The 17116-nt window shown below is 37.3% G+C and carries 18 protein-coding genes, 1 pseudogene and 1 riboswitch; of the genes and pseudogenes, 13 read left to right on the forward strand and 6 right to left on the reverse strand.

Annotated features, from left to right (window positions below; all coding sequences use genetic code 11):
• Positions 1 to 4: 4 nt before the first annotated feature.
• The 5 genes from thiS (at position 5) to RCG22_RS00815 (ending at position 4251) form a co-directional block, all read left to right on the forward strand.
• Positions 5 to 208: a sulfur carrier protein ThiS gene (gene thiS / locus RCG22_RS00795; protein ID WP_308105290.1), complete on the forward strand. Its 204-nt coding sequence runs from the start codon at positions 5 to 7 to the stop codon at positions 206 to 208.
• Between the two features lies 1 nt (position 209).
• The gene (locus RCG22_RS00800; protein ID WP_308105291.1) at positions 210 to 977 is read left to right on the forward strand and encodes a thiazole synthase; all 768 of its coding nucleotides are present in this window, start codon (positions 210 to 212) and stop codon (positions 975 to 977) included.
• Positions 974 to 1993, forward strand: a complete 1020-nt coding sequence (locus tag RCG22_RS00805) for a thiazole biosynthesis adenylyltransferase ThiF (protein ID WP_308105292.1) — start codon at positions 974 to 976, stop codon at positions 1991 to 1993. Before RCG22_RS00800 ends, RCG22_RS00805 begins: the two co-directional genes overlap by 4 nt.
• 25 nt (positions 1994 to 2018) lie before the next feature.
• Positions 2019 to 2133, forward strand: a riboswitch (TPP riboswitch).
• Positions 2134 to 2277: 144 nt separating this feature from the next.
• Complete coding sequence (gene thiC / locus RCG22_RS00810) at positions 2278 to 4062, forward strand: phosphomethylpyrimidine synthase ThiC (RefSeq protein ID WP_308105293.1); 1785 nt, start codon at positions 2278 to 2280, stop codon at positions 4060 to 4062.
• 21 nt (positions 4063 to 4083) lie between these two features.
• Positions 4084 to 4251 carry a serine protease gene (locus RCG22_RS00815; RefSeq protein ID WP_308105294.1) on the forward strand — a complete coding sequence of 56 codons (168 nt, stop codon included), beginning with the start codon at positions 4084 to 4086 and terminating at the stop codon, positions 4249 to 4251.
• Between the two features lie 75 nt (positions 4252 to 4326).
• On the opposite strand, the gene guaC is transcribed toward RCG22_RS00815, so the two are convergent.
• The 4 genes from guaC to lspA form a co-directional block, all read right to left on the reverse strand.
• A complete protein-coding gene (gene guaC, locus RCG22_RS00820; protein ID WP_308105295.1) occupies positions 4327 to 5310 on the reverse strand; it encodes a GMP reductase in 984 nt (327 codons plus the stop codon).
• A 182-nt stretch (positions 5311 to 5492) separates the two neighbouring features.
• Entirely contained in the window at positions 5493 to 5729 is a 237-nt protein-coding gene (locus tag RCG22_RS00825; RefSeq protein WP_098263697.1) for a DUF1450 domain-containing protein, read from the reverse strand.
• Positions 5730 to 5759: 30 nt separating this feature from the next.
• The gene (locus RCG22_RS00830; protein WP_308105296.1) at positions 5760 to 6728 is read right to left on the reverse strand and encodes a cupin domain-containing protein; all 969 of its coding nucleotides are present in this window, start codon (positions 6726 to 6728) and stop codon (positions 5760 to 5762) included.
• A 122-nt stretch (positions 6729 to 6850) separates the two neighbouring features.
• Positions 6851 to 7288 carry a signal peptidase II gene (gene lspA / locus RCG22_RS00835; protein WP_308105297.1) on the reverse strand — a complete coding sequence of 146 codons (438 nt, stop codon included), beginning with the start codon at positions 7286 to 7288 and terminating at the stop codon, positions 6851 to 6853.
• Positions 7289 to 7805: 517 nt separating this feature from the next.
• Between lspA and RCG22_RS00840 the strand changes: the two genes are divergently transcribed.
• The 7 genes and pseudogenes from RCG22_RS00840 (at position 7806) to RCG22_RS00870 (ending at position 12830) form a co-directional block, all read left to right on the forward strand.
• Entirely contained in the window at positions 7806 to 8135 is a 330-nt protein-coding gene (locus RCG22_RS00840) for a UPF0175 family protein (RefSeq protein WP_308105298.1), read from the forward strand.
• On the forward strand, positions 8110 to 8616 hold the full coding sequence (locus RCG22_RS00845; RefSeq protein WP_308105299.1) for a PIN domain-containing protein: 507 nt from the start codon (positions 8110 to 8112) through the stop codon (positions 8614 to 8616). The genes RCG22_RS00840 and RCG22_RS00845 overlap by 26 nt, the downstream gene beginning before the upstream one ends.
• Before the next feature lie 435 nt (positions 8617 to 9051).
• On the forward strand, positions 9052 to 10035 hold the full coding sequence (locus tag RCG22_RS00850) for a DnaD domain-containing protein (RefSeq protein WP_308105300.1): 984 nt from the start codon (positions 9052 to 9054) through the stop codon (positions 10033 to 10035).
• Between the two features lie 85 nt (positions 10036 to 10120).
• Positions 10121 to 10642, forward strand: coding sequence for an ECF transporter S component (locus RCG22_RS00855; protein ID WP_098263701.1), 522 nt, complete (start codon positions 10121 to 10123; stop codon positions 10640 to 10642).
• Between the two features lie 180 nt (positions 10643 to 10822).
• Positions 10823 to 11329 carry a hemerythrin domain-containing protein gene (locus RCG22_RS00860; RefSeq protein WP_308105302.1) on the forward strand — a complete coding sequence of 169 codons (507 nt, stop codon included), beginning with the start codon at positions 10823 to 10825 and terminating at the stop codon, positions 11327 to 11329.
• A gap of 424 nt (positions 11330 to 11753) precedes the next feature.
• On the forward strand, positions 11754 to 11915 hold the full coding sequence (locus RCG22_RS00865) for a hypothetical protein (RefSeq protein ID WP_308105303.1): 162 nt from the start codon (positions 11754 to 11756) through the stop codon (positions 11913 to 11915).
• 290 nt (positions 11916 to 12205) lie between these two features.
• A pseudogene (locus tag RCG22_RS00870) lies at positions 12206 to 12830 on the forward strand (DegV family protein).
• A gap of 124 nt (positions 12831 to 12954) precedes the next feature.
• Here RCG22_RS00870 and RCG22_RS00875 read toward each other — a convergent pair.
• On the reverse strand, positions 12955 to 13692 hold the full coding sequence (locus RCG22_RS00875) for a response regulator transcription factor (RefSeq protein ID WP_308107057.1): 738 nt from the start codon (positions 13690 to 13692) through the stop codon (positions 12955 to 12957).
• Positions 13676 to 15454 (reverse strand): sensor histidine kinase, encoded by a 1779-nt coding sequence (locus RCG22_RS00880; RefSeq protein ID WP_308105304.1) that lies wholly within the window; start codon positions 15452 to 15454, stop codon positions 13676 to 13678. The genes RCG22_RS00875 and RCG22_RS00880 overlap by 17 nt, the downstream gene beginning before the upstream one ends.
• A 248-nt stretch (positions 15455 to 15702) precedes the next feature.
• On the opposite strand from RCG22_RS00880, the gene RCG22_RS00885 reads away from it, so the two are divergent.
• Positions 15703 to 17067 (forward strand): ABC transporter substrate-binding protein, encoded by a 1365-nt coding sequence (locus tag RCG22_RS00885; protein ID WP_308105305.1) that lies wholly within the window; start codon positions 15703 to 15705, stop codon positions 17065 to 17067.
• The last annotated feature ends 49 nt before the right edge of the window (positions 17068 to 17116 follow it).

The following is a 17116-nucleotide window of genomic DNA, read 5'->3' on the forward strand; positions in this document are numbered from 1 at the left end:
TAACGTGAGGGTAGTATTAAATGGCGAGGTTATCCAATTACCAGAGCATGTCCTATTTGTTTCAGATATTCTTAAACAGTATGAAATCCATCAAAGGTGCGTTGTCGTCGAAGTAAACGGTGAAATAATATCCAGAGTAGAACACCAAAGTACTAGATTAGTAGATAAAGATCGAATTGAAATAGTCCATTTTGTAGGAGGCGGCTAATATGTTAAAAATAGGTTCATTATCCTTTCAATCTCGTTTATTACTTGGAACGGGAAAGTATCCAAGCTTAGAAATCCAAAAGGAAGCAGTGGAAGTTTCTGAAGCAGAAATCCTCACGTTTGCAGTTAGACGGATGAATATTTTTGAATCGAGCCAGCCGAATTTTCTAGAGCAGCTAGATACCAATAAATATACGCTTCTGCCAAATACAGCGGGAGCGAAAACAGCAGCAGAGGCTGTCCGTATCGCAAAATTAGCGAAAGCTTCAAGCCTTTGCGATATGATCAAAGTGGAAGTGATTGGCTGTGATAAATCATTACTTCCTGACCCGATTGAAACCCTAAAGGCCACGGAGGAATTAGTAAAGGAAGGATTTATTGTCCTGCCGTATACTTCAGATGATGTAGTTTTAGCTAGGAAACTACAAGAAGCAGGCTGCCATGCTATCATGCCAGGGGCCTCGCCAATTGGTTCTGGTCAAGGGATCATCAATCCCGTAAACCTTACCTTTATTATCGAGCAAGCCGTCGTTCCTGTTATTGTTGATGCTGGTATTGGTTCACCCGCCGATGCTGCTTTGGCGATGGAATTAGGAGCAGATGGTGTGTTATTAAATACAGCTGTGTCAGCAGCAAACGATCCGGTAAAAATGGCAAAAGCAATGAGATTAGCGGTTGAAGCTGGACGATTAGGCTTTGAGGCCGGTCGAATCGATAAAAAGAGATATGCCACAGCAAGCAGTCCAAAGGAAGGAATGAGTATCGGGTGAATAATCGGTACTCACGACAAGAACTATTTTCATCCATTGGAAAAGATGGGCAACAACGGATTTCCAATAAGCATGTACTAATAATCGGAGTGGGGGCACTTGGATCAGGAAGTGCCGAAGCACTCGTCCGCGCTGGAATTGGTAAACTAACCATTGTAGATCGTGATTATGTGGAATGGAGCAATTTACAGCGCCAGCAATTATATTCAGAAGAAGATGCCAAAAACAGGCTACCAAAAGTAATTGCGGCCAAAAAGCGCTTATCAGCGGTTAACTCTTCAGTGGCTATAGAGGCCATTATTGCGGATGCCTCTGTTTCAGAGCTGGAAGATTGGGCTAAAAATGTTGATCTTATTATAGATGCAACGGATAATTTCGAAACAAGAATGATTATTAACGATGTATCACAAATGTATGGTGTCCCATGGATATACGGTGCTTGCGTTGGAAGCTACGGAATATCCTACACGATTATTCCTGAAAAAACACCTTGCCTTTCTTGTATATTAGAAACCGTTCCTTTAGGAGGACTAACCTGTGATACAGCTGGAATCATTAGTCCAGCTGTTAACATGGTCGTTTCTTATCAAATAAGTGAAGCATTAAAAATTTTGGTGGGTGATTTCGAGTCATTGCGAAACAAACTCGTTTCTTTTGATTTATGGAAAAACCAATTTAGTGCCATCCAAGTAGATAAATTGAAAAATGAGGATTGTTCTTCTTGTGGGAAAGAAAGATTATACCCCTATTTATCATTTGAAAATCAAACAAAGACAGCTGTACTGTGTGGCAGAGATTCTGTTCAGATTCGTCCTTCCATTCCAACCGTCCGAGATTTGGAAGCTTTAGAACAACTTTTGGCGAAGCAAGGGGGGACGGTCCAGCGAAATCCTTTTCTTTTATCTTATAGCTTACCTTCGCACCGGTTAGTCCTTTTTAAAGATGGAAGGGTTTTAGTACACGGAACGAAGGATATATCGGAAGCAAAGGCACTATACCATCGGTTCTTAGGTTAATTAGAATGAAACAACTTAACTGAATATAAATAACTAGGGGTGCCCAATAAGTTGGGCTGAGAAAGAAACACGATGAAGTTTCTTGACTCTTGGGACCTGATCTGGATCATACCAGCGTGGGGAAGTTAGAATAGACATTCTTCAATGCACCTCTACTTCTGCCTACATATTAGCCGGGTCCAACCATTTATGGTCCCGGCTTTTTGATGTACATTTATACGCTTTTCCACTGGTTATGTTCTGTATCTCGTCCTTTATATTCAAAAAAAAGGGAGAGATTAATTATGTCAACGACTTCATTAAACGAACAAAATATTTCCATCATGTCTAGTTTTCCAGGAAGTAAAAAAGTATATGTAACTGGTTCGAGACCCGATATTAAAGTACCCATGCGTGAAATTGAGTTAAGCCCGACAACAGGAACGTTTGGTGAAGAGGAAAACCTTCCAGTTCGCATCTATGATACCAGCGGTCCTTATACGGATCTTAATTATTCTGTTGATATTTCAAAAGGTCTTCCTGCTATTCGAAGCCCATGGATTCATGAACGAGCAGATGTAGAAGAATATGAAGGTCGAGAAATTAAACCTGAAGATAATGGGTATAACGATCAAAAGGATCCTCGTGCCAATCATCATGTGTTTCCTGGTTTAAAGCGCAAACCATTACGCGCAAAAAAAGGGGAGAATGTCACACAGCTTCATTATGCTAAAAAGGGAATTATTACTCCTGAAATGGAGTTTATCGCCATAAGGGAAAATATGAAACCTGAATTTGTACGCGATGAAGTGGCAAAAGGTCGAGCGATTATTCCATCTAATATTAACCATCCAGAGTCAGAACCTATGATAATAGGGCGTAATTTTCATGTTAAAATCAATGCGAATATCGGTAACTCTGCTGTGTCATCATCCATCGAACAAGAGGTTGAAAAAATGACATGGGCCTCGCGTTGGGGTGCTGATAATATTATGGATCTATCTACAGGTAAAAACATTCATACAACAAGGGAATGGATTATTCGAAACTCGGCAGTTCCTGTCGGCACCGTCCCTATTTATCAAGCACTTGAAAAAGTTAATGGTGTTGCTGAAGATCTTACATGGGAGGTTTACCGTGATACCTTGATTGAACAAGCAGAGCAAGGTGTAGATTACTTCACCATTCATGCTGGTGTTCTTTTGCGATATGTTCCGTTAACAGCAAAACGGTTAACAGGTATTGTATCCCGGGGTGGATCTATCATGGCACAATGGTGTCTACACCACCATAAAGAAAGTTTTTTATATACTCACTTTGAAGAAATCTGCGAAATAATGAAAGCTTATGATGTTGCATTCTCTTTAGGGGATGGTTTACGTCCTGGGTCTATTGCAGATGCGAATGATGAAGCGCAGTTTGCAGAATTAGAGACTCTTGGTGAGCTTACAAAAATTGCTTGGGAACATGATGTACAGGTGATGGTCGAAGGACCTGGACATGTACCCATGCACCTAATTAAAGAAAATATGGATAAACAACTAGAAGTGTGTAAGGAAGCACCATTCTACACACTTGGACCTCTTACGACTGATATAGCACCTGGTTATGATCACATTACATCTGCGATTGGGGCAGCCATGATCGGGTGGTATGGAACAGCTATGCTTTGTTATGTAACGCCTAAAGAACATTTAGGTTTACCGAATAAGGAGGATGTTCGTGTTGGGGTTATAACCTATAAAATTGCAGCCCATGCGGCTGATTTGGCAAAAGGGCATCCAGGAGCACAAAAAAGAGACGATGCCTTATCAAAAGCTCGTTTTGAATTCCGTTGGAGAGATCAGTTTAATTTATCGTTAGATCCTGAACGAGCAATAGAATATCATGATGAAACTTTACCTGCTGAAGGTGCAAAAACAGCACATTTCTGTTCAATGTGTGGACCAAAATTTTGCAGCATGAGAATCTCTCAAGATATTCGTAATTATGCGAAGGAAAACAAACTTGATACGAAGGAAGCTATTGAAACAGGTATGAAGGAAAAAGTTAAAGAGTTTAAGCAATTTGGGGGCAGAATATATCAGTAACTTTCTTGGGAGGGTATACGGATGAATGTTCAAAAGATTAAAGAGGAAATTACACAAATGAAAACTAGCCTTGCTTTTTTAGAGGATCGTTTAAAGGAAATTCAGCAAAATTGTGATCATCATTTTGCTGGAGACCCCTATTATGAAAAATGTTTGAAGTGTAATAAGGTAAATGTATTATATTATTAATAAAAAAAGGTTCCCTAGTTTGAATTATGCGGGGAACCTTTTTTGTAATATTAATGTAGGACAGTCAGCTAATTTTTAATATACTTTATCACCATTAAAGATGGAATTCTTCACGACAACATAGTCTACCGTACGGATGTCTTTTAACTTGTTACCTCCGGCATAGGAAATAGCAGACTGAAGGTCTTGTTCCATTTCAATCAATGTATCGATTAAACGGCCCTTGTGTTCCACGTACATTTTTTTACCTTCGACATTTTTTCGTTCGCCTTTTTGGAATTCTGAAGCCGAACCGAAGTATTCCTTCACACACTTTCCGTCCTTCTCAATCGTTTCCCCAGGAGATTCTTCATGACCTGCAAATAAAGAACCAATCATGACCATGGATGCCCCAAATCTAACGGATTTCGCGATATCACCATGTGTGCGAATGCCACCGTCAGCAATAATTGGTTTGCTTGCAGCTTTGGCACACCATCTTAGTGCAGCTAACTGCCAGCCGCCTGTTCCAAATCCAGTCTTAATTTTCGTAATACATACTTTCCCCGGTCCAATCCCTACTTTCGTTGCGTCGGCACCGGCATGCTCTAATTCTCTAACAGCTTCTGGAGTTCCGACATTTCCGGCAATGACAAAGCTAGTTGGTAGTTGTTTCTTAATATGCTTAATCATTTCGATGACGGCATTGGAATGACCATGGGCAATATCAATGGTAATAAATTCAGGTGTTAGCTTTTCATCAGCCAGCTGGTTGATGAAATCGTACTCTCCTTCTTTTACACCGACACTAATAGAGGCAATAAGCCCACGTGCCTGCATGTCCTTTACGAAGGCAACCCGCTTTTCAGGCTGGAAACGGTGCATTATATAGAAATAACCATTTTGCGCAAAGAAAACTGCCAGCTTTTCGTCGATAATTGTCTGCATATTTGCAGGGACGACTGGCAATTTAAATGTATATCCACCAAATGTGACACTCGTATCACACTCAGAACGGCTGTTAACAATAGATCTAGCAGGAATCAGTTGAATATCTTCATAATCAAATACAGTATCCATAAATTACACTCCCAAACACGAATATTCTAGTGAAATTAAATAATATTGTTCGTACATTTGTTAATTTACAGTATATTTGTTATTTTGTCAAAACATTTTATAATTATGTACAGAAAATAAAAGTGCCTTTCTCCTGCTACTCTATTGCCTTTGAGTAGTAGGGGATAGGCACTTTTTCTTAATTACGGAAATGGTTTAACTGTCTGAAGTATTTTTTCTATCAAGCTTCCAGCATTATCTGCCTCGAGGGTCGTTAATTGAATCCGGCAAAACGGCCTGACTCTACATTCTAAACACCTGTGAAAGCAATCTACAATACGAACATCTACATCCTTTTGATAATGGAGGCGAAGATGGTCAATGACTTTGTCAGCATCAGTTACTTTAATGTTTCGCTCACAAAATTTAGCCACTCTCATTCTACTTTTTCCTCTTTAAATTGAATGCTTCTATTCCTCATCATAATGGATAAATTGAATATCCAAAGTACGAAGATAGGTTTGCAGACCTGCATCTTGGATGGGGATAATGAATGCGGGTTCCCCTGATTCATTATGGTGAGAGTGCCACAGCCCTGGCGGGGTAACGAAGGCTTTTCCAGTTACCCAGTCAATCCGAATCGGATCAATGATTTGTTTGGTCTGAGGGTCTACTTTATCCCCAACTAATGTATAGGTCCCAGGTGCAGCGTAGGCTACAAAGTCAAGTGCAACTGATTTATGACTATGGGGAGCTTGGTTTGCGCCTGCGGGTACAATGCCAAACATAGCCCATAATACATGTGTAATCGTTAAAGTTTGTTCGAAGTTTTGATTATTTAACAAAATGGAGATACGGTTTTTTAAATGTGCATCGGGTGCATTAGCTACCTCATCTAATTTTGCTTTCGCCCGTTCCGCTGAATAAAGCGTCGGTTTAAAACGCGCCTCTGTGGCTTTCGCTCCCAAGTAGTCAAGAAGTGGAGTGTCCAAAATGTAGTAGATGGTTGAATCCTCTGCTGCTAGATGACGACTAACTGATCCAGCGGGAAGTGTTAAAAAGTCACCTTTTTTCCAACGGATGGTTTGACCATTTACTTCGGTAGTGCCATCTCCCGAAATTATATAATATAATTCACTAGTTGCATTTGGTTGTGTTTGGATCGAATCTCCTGCCTTAATTCGAATAAATTGAGCAAGGAGGGAGGGACTCGTTGCTGGATAGTTGGTTTTCAGCTCATTAGATAAATCCAGTGATACCATACGAGTTTCTCCTGAATTATATAGTTCAGGTGCAAATTCTTTAGGCGGGATCGGACTGGTAATCCCACTGCCGATTGGATCAGCAGCCGTGCTATACTCGTAAAAAAGGGCATCCTCGGTCCAGTTTTCTTCCACAGTTCCAATATAAAATTCCCCTGGTTGAACATTATTTGACATAGGTAAACCTCCTTTTATATGAAAAAATTTATCATGTATATTGTAATACAGTTTTGGGTAAAATGGTAAATTTTTCTTACTATTTTTCCTTTACCTCTTCCCGAAGAAACAGTATAAAATGGCTAGTCCTTATTTTTAAACCAGTTAACGACTCCGAAAATAATAAGCAGTAACCCGCCGATCTCGATCGCATGATCGGCCAAGTTTAGAATTCCACCAGAGCGAATGATAAAATCTGTTACCTGCCCAAACACAAGTCGATCAATGCCATTTCCAAGTGCTCCTCCGACTAGGAATCCAAAACTACTATCAATGAGAGCTCCTTTCATTTCTTCATTTCTGCGAAAATATAAAACAACCATCACAAATAACACGGCCCCGACTCCGAAGAGCCGCGCATAGCCTTGAAATAAACCTCCTGCCATCCCGCTATTTTCGATATGTGTGAGTGGAATTCCCCACATAGTTACTGTCTCATTGATTTCGATGCAGGTCCGAATTAGATATTTAGAAAGCTGGTCCATCACAATAACAAGAATTGCAATCACATAAAATAGCATAAATAGACCTTCTTTCTCTCAGAATCATTTGTATCCTAATCATCAGTATAATTGAAAGATTTTTTCTATTCTATTTTGGCGCTTTTATATGTATATTTGATGTTGTTAAAATACCTAGCTTAATAAAAATAGTCTTATTATTCTCCCATATCGCCTCAGAATTGATACCACATAATTCATTCTCACTCAATTTTAAATAAATATAAAATAATGGGATTGTTGGAACCGGTGGGTGAGGTTAAATTGAAAGGAAATGAATAAATACAGCCAGGATAAATGTCTGGCTGTTTTATTTATTAACATAATTCTCCTTCAATCAACAACACGCAGGTAAGATAAGCAAGTTTGATTTTAAACCACTTTTGCTAATAATTTACCATTATCTTTCTGAATGGTATTATCAGATTAACGGATATAGATTCATTTCATAATCAATAATCATTCTGTGGAGCTTTGATAGTTAATTGAAATTTAGCCATAAATTACGAATGTATTTTTTCGAAACAACAACACTAAAATGGACGGAGTGAAAAAAATGGCAATGGGTGAGTATAAACTTGATTTACCAGATGATGTTATCCAATTAATTAATGAACTTGGAAAGGGTACCACAGTTGTTGATTCTATTAAGACTTCCATCGCAATTAGCTTATTTGTCGCAAAATCAGTTTCACTCGCTAGAGCAGCAGAGATTGCCAATTTATCAATAAATGATTTTATATATGTCCTTCAAATAAAAAAAATACCTTGGTCCGAATATACGGAAGAGAGTCTGAATAACGATACAGAAACGATAGCCGATTTATTAAGAGAAAAGAAAAATGATTATGACAAAAATAGTTTGTAATTCAAGTCCAATTATTGCACTGTCTATGATTAATCAATTGCATTTAATTTGGGAATTATTTGATGAAGTGATTATTCCAAATGAAGTTTATCATGAGATTACTCATGGAAATCAATATAAAACTATTGGAATAGATGAATTAGAACATGCAATAAGAGAAGAAAAAATACTTTTATATAAAGTTCACCAGATTGAATTGGTGGAAGAATTATATGGTCGATTACATAAAGGTGAATTAGAAGTAATTATAGCAGCAAAAGAATTGAATATTTCTAGAGTAATTATTGATGATAGATCAGCAAGAAAATTTGCTGAAACACTAATGCTTAAAACAATAGGGGTAGTCGGAATACTAATTGCTGCTAAAAAAATAGGTTTATTACCCGAAATTAAGCCATATTTAGACCAACTAATAACTAATGGCTACCGTATCAGTAAAAATATTTACAATGATACACTTTTATTAGTCAATGAGACTTAGGCTTTATTACCACAGTTTTTACTGAGCCTATTAAATACGTTAGGCTCTCCTATTTGTATTAGAGTAGAATTATTTGGGGTTTCGTTGGAAGGTATTTAACCTAAGAAAGATTAAATGCCTTCACAAAAAAAAGACTAAAAAATCACCGAAATGGCAAAAAACGCCTTCAAAAATCACTTTTGAAGGTGTTTTTTGACGTTTTCGCTCTAAAATAGGCCTCAAAAGTGAAAAATGGCTGTTCGCCATCCTCAACTAATCTCGATATGGTAGAAGGGTCGAAGAGGAGGGCTTTCAGATACTGCCCCCTCATAGGAAATGGTGATGGAAGGGTGTCATAAATTTTTAAAAGTTTAAAGAAAACTCTATGACCTTTTTGTTCATATCTTTCTATATAAAAGATGAAGGTATTTTTCAAGAGAAGGGCAGTGGTTGAGGATGGCAAAGTTTAGAAAAGTGCGTGTTGATTTTTGGATGGATCCAATGGTCTCAGAGGAAATGACACCAGAGGACAGATACTTTTATTTATATCTTTTAACGAATCAGCGTAGTACTCATATTGGAATCTATCAAATTACGAGAAACCAGATGGCCTTTGATATGGGCTATTCCATTGAAAGTGTTCATTCATTAATGGACCGATTCATCACCCATCACCAGCTGATTCGTTATAATCCTGAAACAAGAGAGCTTGCCATTAAAAACTGGGGGGGAAATAACTTTGATAAGGCTGGCAAACCAATGGTGGATTGTATTTGTTCCGAACTAAGGGCGGTCAAGGATGCCTCCTTAATTAAGTATGTTTCAGAGTTGATTCCAAAACAAGAATTCCGCAGTCTATATGAATCTTTTTGTAAAAAAGAAGAGTTTATCTTAAGTGGCCAGAATGTTAATCTTGCCGACCAAACTCCTGAATGGGAAGAAATTGACGATACGGTGACCAATCGTCTTACGATACGTGGACAAGAAGAAGATAAAGAAGAAGATAAAGAAGAAGATAAAGAAGAAGATAAAGAAGAAGATAAAGAAAAACAACAACAACAACAAACAGATCTTAATCCCATATTCGCATACAAACAAGATAAGGTGCCTCCTTTAAACAATAATCAAGAAGAGGTTGTTGTTAAAGAAATTGTTGAGTTTTGGGACAACAATGGATTTGGTTTCACAAACATCAATGCGAAACAGCAGCTGTTATCTTGGTTAGATGATTCTAGCTTCTTACAGCCCGGAGAGATCATCTTAAAAGCCATGAATATTGCCAGTGCCAATAACAAGCGAAGGTTGAACTATGTGGTTGGGATACTGAAAAACTGGGAAAATGAAAATTTATTGACCGTAGAAGAAATAGATTCCTATCAAGAGAAGCAAAGGCCAGTACAAAGGCAATCAACCTCTTCCTGCGATAGCGGGGTATTTTGAGAGGGAGAAGTGAGGGATTTATTTATCTTAATTTTCCGTGTATAATAAAAAAAGTTATTATTCTAAAAAAGAAGAGGTTATCAAAATGAATTCAACATTCACACCAACAAGAACAACCAACACAAGAACCATCGTCATCAATGCACTTTTTATTGCCTTAACCTTAGTCGTCACGATGTTTATTCAAATCAGGCTCCCATTGATGGGGAACGGAGGCCTCATCCATCTGGGGAACGTGCCTCTCTTTATCGCAGCCTTGGTTTACGGCAAAAAAACTGGAGCAATCGCAGGTGCCTTCGGAATGGGTCTCTTCGATATTATCTCCGGCTGGACACTTTGGGCACCATTTACCTTTATCATCGTAGGTACAATGGGATTCGTAGTCGGACTTATTTCCGAAAAAGTACCCGGCAAAAGAGCCCTTGTTAACACACTGGCAATCGCAACTGCACTAATCATAAAAGTTGTAGGTTACTATTTTACAGAAGTCATCCTTTATGGCAACTGGATCCAGCCATTCGGCTCCGTACCCGGAAATATTATGCAGATCGTCATTGCGGGTATCGTTGTAATACCTCTTGTCGGACGTTTAAAGAAAAGAGTTTAAAAGCTTCAGTAGTAGCGTGCACTAGTTAAGAAGAATAACCTTCGTATTGGAAGTCTAAATTATGATTCTCATCACACAAGAATCGACACTTTTGGCGTATGCTTGAAAAAGAGTGCAGAGCCATCAGCGATGAGAGGAATCTCGGCTGATTGGTGATGGCAGGATGAGGGGGATTATCCGATGAAGGCTTCGAACGTTGTATTTAGTGCTCCACTGCAACAATTAATGGACGAGCATATGTCGCTCCGAAAAGATATGGATCTTATCTATGAGATCACAGAAGACATAGAATGTGATTCGGGTCCTGAAGTGATACAACTGTTTGCGAAATTGTACGAGCAGGTTTCTGCTTTCAATAATATGCTGAAGGCCCATTCCAAACGCGAGGAAGAAGGTTTGTTCCCGATGATTACACGCCATCTTGGAGCAAATGATCGAACCATCGAAGAGATGGAATCGGAACATGAGAAGGCCGAGCAGCATCTAGAGGATTTTCTAACGGAAGCTGAAAAGGCGGGAGTGGACATTGATGAAGATGCTGCGGGATGGATTGCTGTGTATGCTGTCCAAGCTCTTGCAACGTTAACACAACACTTTGCGAAAGAAGAAAAAATGCTGTTTCCGCTGGCGGAGAGCTTGCTATCAGTTGACGAGAAAGAGGAACTTGAACGACTATTTCAGAATTGAAGAGTAACACTTAAAGTACCTTTCTATCTACTTATAAACACTCGCAAAGGGGTTCAATCAACCTTTGTGGGTGTTTTTTTTGAATTCAATATTGCTGCGCCGGTAGTAGTAGCGGGCTTCTAGAAGAACATTGTAAAAGAGATGGAAATTAGGATAATATGGAAGGAGTATTTATATTGGTTGAATATGTTAATAAATTGAGGTGTATTGTATATTGGAGATCCCTTATTTGGATGATAATCATCGCATGTTTTGTTTTTAGTTTCGTTGGATTGATTTATCCAATAATTCCTTCGGTTTTAGTGAGTTTGGGCTGGAGTAGGTTTATATCAATTCGGTATTAATTCTCATGAACTTTCATGGATTTCTTGGACTTTACTGGTGATTTTGACCATTCGCTGTTATTGTCCTAATTTTATTAGGAGTGTTTGTTTTTGACAAACGTTTCAAAAGTAGGCAAGACGAAAAGGTGCCAGCCGGATTTAAAAAAACAGAAGAAATAAACATTGACCCTGTGACCAATGAGAAAACAAGAGTGTACTATAACTACCAAACAGGGGAGCGTTTTTATAAAAAGGAAAAATAAAGACAAATCACTCTCCATAATCACAAGAGGCATCATCTATTAAGATGATGCCTTTACCTATAGATCAAGGAGGAAGGTATTTTAATCGAAGGAAGGCCATGGTCGAATAAAATTAAGAATAGAATCAGTGTGGAAAGATTTCTGGGAAAAATCTGGTAGTAACTAAGGGCAATTTAATTGAGATTACTACATCAATTATTTTCCTATTCAGGTATAGTTAAAATAAATATAAAATGCAGAATGAATGGCAGCGGTTTTAAATATAGAAGTGGAGGATATCGATGAGGTGAATGATTTTATCGACAGAGAGTGGTGCAGATTTACCCAAAGATTTAGCGGACAAACATAATATTCAAGTGGTCCCGATGCACGTCATCATGGGTGGGTAGGATTATTAGATGGTTCGTTACCTGTAGAGGATATTTATGATTATTATGAGCGCTCAAAAAAAATACCATCGACTACGTCCACAAATTCCCATGAATATCATGAATTTTTTATGAAGATAAAAAGTGATTTTCCTGATTGTATTATTGTCCATATTGTTTATACCTCAAAGGCATCTTCATCCTTCCAAAATGCAATCATCGCATCGGAAGAATTGGCTGATATTTTTCTAATTGACGCTTTAAATGTTACAGGCGGATTAACTGCCATTGTGATGTATGCGGTTAACTTGTTAGAGAAAGAACCTACGATTGAACCCGGAAGTTTAGTAGGGAAAATTGAATCCATGGTTCCTAAATCAAGACTGGCCTCCTATACTCAATTGGACTTGATGAAAGGATTAAGGCGCGGATGGATGAACTGGCAAAAGAAGCTGGTTTCAAAAATGTAAAATGGATACAGGCTGGTGCAATGATATCTACACATGCAGGACCTGGCGGCTTCGGCATGGCAGGCTTAGAAGTTTAGGAACGTGCAAAACCGGGGAAAAACGTGCCTGAATGTTGGTGCTTGATCCCTGGTACGAATTAAAATGACAGACTGTCTCATTTTTCAAGAAGACAGACTGTCACTTTTTAGATTTACAAATCGTTTATTTATTAAAAACCTGTTTTCTATATTCTTTTGGGGTTAGGTCATACATTTTTTGAAACATTTTAGTAAAGTATTTGGGGTCATTATAGCCAATTTGCTGACTAATTTCGTAGTATTTAAGGTTTGGGTTTTTTAATAATTGACAGGCCTTTTCCAATCTAACCCTGGTTAGAAAATGAATGAAGGATTCACTGGTCGTTGATTTGAAAATTTGGCCAAAGTAATGCTCTGTTAGGTGAACACGCTTTGATACATCCTTTAAGGTGATTGGATTCATATAATTAGCATTTATGTAGGATTTGGCACTTAGCACTAATCTTTCATGGTAAGTAGATGATTTATCTTCAATTGAAGGGAGATCTTGCTTTGGGATCACAGATTCCTTTAAAATTTTATCAATAACTTCAAATAACTCAATCGTATCAATGGGTTTTAAAATGTAACCCTTTGCATTATATTTTAGTGCATTTTGTGCATATGAAAATTCTTCATATCCACTCATAATAATGACTTGGATTCTCGGTGAATGTTCGTAGATATATTTGGTTAATTCAATTCCATCCATATGGGGCATACGAATATCAGTTAAAATGATGTCGATTTTCTCATTTTCCATCCAATACAATGCTTCATTTCCATTTTCTGCTGTACCGATGACATCAATATTTCGCTCATTCCATTCATCCATTGACATTAAACTGTTGGAAATTAACCAGTCATCATCCACAATTAACATTTTTTTCAATGACATCACACACCTCAATCGGAATTTTAATGGTGACAGTTGTACCCCTGTTGATTTTGCTATCTATACTGATTCCATAATTATCTCCATAATGTAATAGAATCCTAGTTTGAACATTGTATAAACCTATTTTATTTTTGTATTTTGATAAATCCTCAGCGTTATTTTTCAAACGGTCACGTATTTGTTCAAGTTGCTCAGGATCTATTCCTTTCCCATTGTCTTTAATCGTAAAGATTATGAATCCCTCTAATAACCTTCCTTCAATTATAATCCTACCAGAAGATCTTAAAGGGTCGATTCCGTGAATAACCGCATTCTCCACAATTGGCTGCAGGATTAACTTTACTGTCAGGCAATCTTTAATTCCATCATCTAGAAGAATTGAATAGTCAAGAGGGTCTCTCATTCTGACCTTTTGAATTTCTAAATAACTTTCTATATACATAACCTCCTGATTAATAGGTATTTTTTCCTCAAAGGAGCTGATACTTAATCGTAATAATCGGCCTAATAATACGATTAAGTGGCTTATTTCATATTCTTTTTTTATCCGTGCTAATGAGTTAATCGATTCAAGGGTATTGTACAGGAAATGAGGATTAATTTGGAGCTGAAGGGCCGTAATTTCTGCTGCCTTTTTTAATTTCTCCTCTTTGGATACAGATTTAATTAATTTGTTTATTTGAACAAGCATTTCATTAAACCCTCGGCCAAGTTCGCCAATTTCATCCTTAGAATTAATATTGAATTTCTGGTTGAGGTTACCATTTTTTACATTCGTCATCACTTGCTGCAGTCTCTTAATTGGCTGGGAGATTCTGAGTGAAATAAACATTGCTGCTAATAAACAAACGATTACACTAACTATCGTAACTAACCAAGCAATTAATTTTATATCGTTTATAGGCTTGGAAAACTCATCCACTTCAAAATATTCGGCTACAAACCATTTGGTATTCGGATTATATTGTTTAAACAATAGGTAGTTCATATCAACATTTGTATGGATGGCCGACCCATTTTTTTGATTTTTAACGGAGTCAAACGAAATACGTGCTGTCTTTTTGGGTGGTAAAACAAAACTATTTTGGCTATAGATAAATGTCCCAGAAGAATTGGATGAATCAAGTTCATTATTTAATATGCTTTGGAGTAATTCGGGTTTAAAATCGATAACGATATAGCCAAAACTCCTAAGTCTTTTATCCCAAACCTTTTGAACATAAGAATAGACCTTTTGATCTTTATCCAGGTTGGAGTATTCTCTGGTATGGATATTTGTAATGAGTGGATTCAGGTTATTTTTCTCTATCTCTTGTAACCATGAAAGTTTATTAAAGTTATCTTTTGTGAAGTTCATATTAAGAGAATAACCGTAATTGTATACGAATCCATTATTGCTAATAATAGTAATTCCAACGGTTTCAGGGCGGATCGTTTGGATACTTTCCATTAGCGCATCAAGTTTTAAATAAAACTGAGGGTGTAAAGTGGGATCTTGATTTGCTAGATATTGAGAAAATACAGTACTGCTCTTTAATCCGGATTGCATTCTTTCTAGGTCAAACAAAAAAGTATTAAGTGCTTTCATTTTCTGACTTAAGATGTAATTTGCGTGGTATTCTAATTTTTCAAAAAGATTTTGTGAATATTTATCATAAGTAATCCAACCGACGAATGAAAGTGGAATAATTGAAATGAGTATAAATGAAATCAGAAGTTTAAAGAAGATTGAGTTTGCAAATCTCATTAATTAGCTAACTCCTCACGTTTTAATAGTGTTTGATCCAAGCCTTTTTTGTAATCCACGAAATGTCACCTTTTTCCTACCATTTGCCCCGTTGTTATATTATTTATAAAATTTATAATTATCAGTAAGTTATAAATTATTATTTTAAGAATATCGAAGGGAGGATAAAAAGTAAATTACTTTTTATTAGGTCTAATAGTTTTCCTGTAAAAAATTTCATTGAAGAAAAAGTACTGGGAGGGTCATGAGTGAGAAAGTATCGTCGTTATTTTGCATTGGCACTAACATTGGTTATCGTGTTAACAATGATTGTCGGTTGTCAGTCTCCAACAGCTAGTTCCAGCGAAAAGAAAGGAAATAATAAGGAAAGAAGCAAAAGTGAGAGTGCAAACGGTGAGAAAGAAAAGACACTTGATCTATATATTCCAAATTATTTTAACGATATAGAAAAACAACAATGGGCAAAGGTTGTTGATAAATTTAAAGAACTCAATCCTGGTGTTAATGTAAATGTTGCGAATGGTGATGTCCAAGTAGAATCTGGAAAGTTACCAACTCTCTTACAATCAGGCGTTAATCCCCCTGATGCTATTCTAATGAATGCAGGTCCCGGAAGAGTTTCTGTATTATCCGATGTAAATTTAATTCAACCGTTAAATAAATTGTATGAGGAAAATAATTGGAAAGATCAATTGCGTCCATTTGCTTATGATCTTATATCTGGTGAGGAAAACATCTATGAATTACCACATATGCTTGATGCGATAGGATTTTTCTATAATAAAGATATTTATGAACAAAATGGAATTAAGGTTCCAACAACAAAAGATGAATTTTTGAAAGCGCTTCAAAGGTTAAAGGATGCTGGTGTTTCACCAATTACCGTAGGAGCACGAAATGGGTATGCGATTGGCTGGCTATTTGGTGTCATGCTAGAGTCAGTTGCAGGTACTGAAAAGGTTGAAGATCTTATCTATGGAAACGGTAAATGGAATGATCCGGAAGTTGTAAAAGTAGCTGAAATGATGGCTGATTGGGTAAAAAAGGGATACATCACCAAAGAGTCTGTAACCCAAACGCAACCCGATTCTAAGTTTAGATTTTTAAGTAAAAAGGCTGCAATGGAGGCGGAGGGAACCTACTTAATTACCGACATTGTGGATCAAAAGTTACAAAACAGTGTGAATTCGTTTATGATGCCTTCCTTTATTGAAGGTAAAACAGCCAAACCAGTTGGAGGGATTGGGTTGACATGGGTCATTCCAACAAAAGCAAAAGATGTCGATTTAGCAGAGAAGTGGTTTAATTTTATCATTTCAAAAGATTATAGCAATATTGTGTTAAATTTACCTGATTACAATTTTGTCCCTGCTTCAAAAGCATCGGTTGGCATGGTGCCAGCAGGTGAGGTGTTAAAAACCTCTATGAAGGATATTGAGAATGGATCAGGTTACAATCCAAGTGTCTTTATCGGGGTAGAAGCGAAGGAAGCCTATTATCAAAATTTACAAGGTTTAGTGGGTGGCCTTACAACACCTAAGGATGCGATGAATAATATTGAAACCGCTGCTAAAAAAGACCGTGCTGCAGGATTTAAATTAAACAAGAAATAAGAAAAGCTGAGGCTTAAATTATTTGGAAGAGTAAATGATTTAGGCCTCT

The sequence above is a fragment of the Neobacillus nitrireducens genome, assembly GCF_030915405.1.
Lineage (GTDB): Bacteria > Bacillota > Bacilli > Bacillales > Cytobacillaceae > Neobacillus.

What these genes read in the sequence shown, in the direction of transcription:
- RCG22_RS00800 (WP_308105291.1), top strand. Translation starts at nt 210, where the DNA reads ATGTTAAAAATAGGTTCATTATCCTTTCAATCTCGTTTATTACTTGGA.
- thiC (WP_308105293.1), top strand. Translation starts at nt 2,278, where the DNA reads ATGTCAACGACTTCATTAAACGAACAAAATATTTCCATCATGTCTAGT.
- RCG22_RS00815 (WP_308105294.1), top strand. Translation starts at nt 4,084, where the DNA reads ATGAATGTTCAAAAGATTAAAGAGGAAATTACACAAATGAAAACTAGC.
- guaC (WP_308105295.1), bottom strand. Translation starts at nt 5,310, where the DNA reads ATGGATACTGTATTTGATTATGAAGATATTCAACTGATTCCTGCTAGA.
- RCG22_RS00825 (WP_098263697.1), bottom strand. Translation starts at nt 5,729, where the DNA reads ATGAGAGTGGCTAAATTTTGTGAGCGAAACATTAAAGTAACTGATGCT.
- RCG22_RS00830 (WP_308105296.1), bottom strand. Translation starts at nt 6,728, where the DNA reads ATGTCAAATAATGTTCAACCAGGGGAATTTTATATTGGAACTGTGGAA.
- lspA (WP_308105297.1), bottom strand. Translation starts at nt 7,288, where the DNA reads ATGCTATTTTATGTGATTGCAATTCTTGTTATTGTGATGGACCAGCTT.
- RCG22_RS00840 (WP_308105298.1), top strand. Translation starts at nt 7,806, where the DNA reads ATGGACGGAGTGAAAAAAATGGCAATGGGTGAGTATAAACTTGATTTA.
- RCG22_RS00845 (WP_308105299.1), top strand. Translation starts at nt 8,110, where the DNA reads ATGATTATGACAAAAATAGTTTGTAATTCAAGTCCAATTATTGCACTG.
- RCG22_RS00850 (WP_308105300.1), top strand. Translation starts at nt 9,052, where the DNA reads ATGGCAAAGTTTAGAAAAGTGCGTGTTGATTTTTGGATGGATCCAATG.
- RCG22_RS00855 (WP_098263701.1), top strand. Translation starts at nt 10,121, where the DNA reads ATGAATTCAACATTCACACCAACAAGAACAACCAACACAAGAACCATC.
- RCG22_RS00860 (WP_308105302.1), top strand. Translation starts at nt 10,823, where the DNA reads ATGAAGGCTTCGAACGTTGTATTTAGTGCTCCACTGCAACAATTAATG.
- RCG22_RS00875 (WP_308107057.1), bottom strand. Translation starts at nt 13,692, where the DNA reads ATGTTAATTGTGGATGATGACTGGTTAATTTCCAACAGTTTAATGTCA.
- RCG22_RS00880 (WP_308105304.1), bottom strand. Translation starts at nt 15,454, where the DNA reads ATGAGATTTGCAAACTCAATCTTCTTTAAACTTCTGATTTCATTTATA.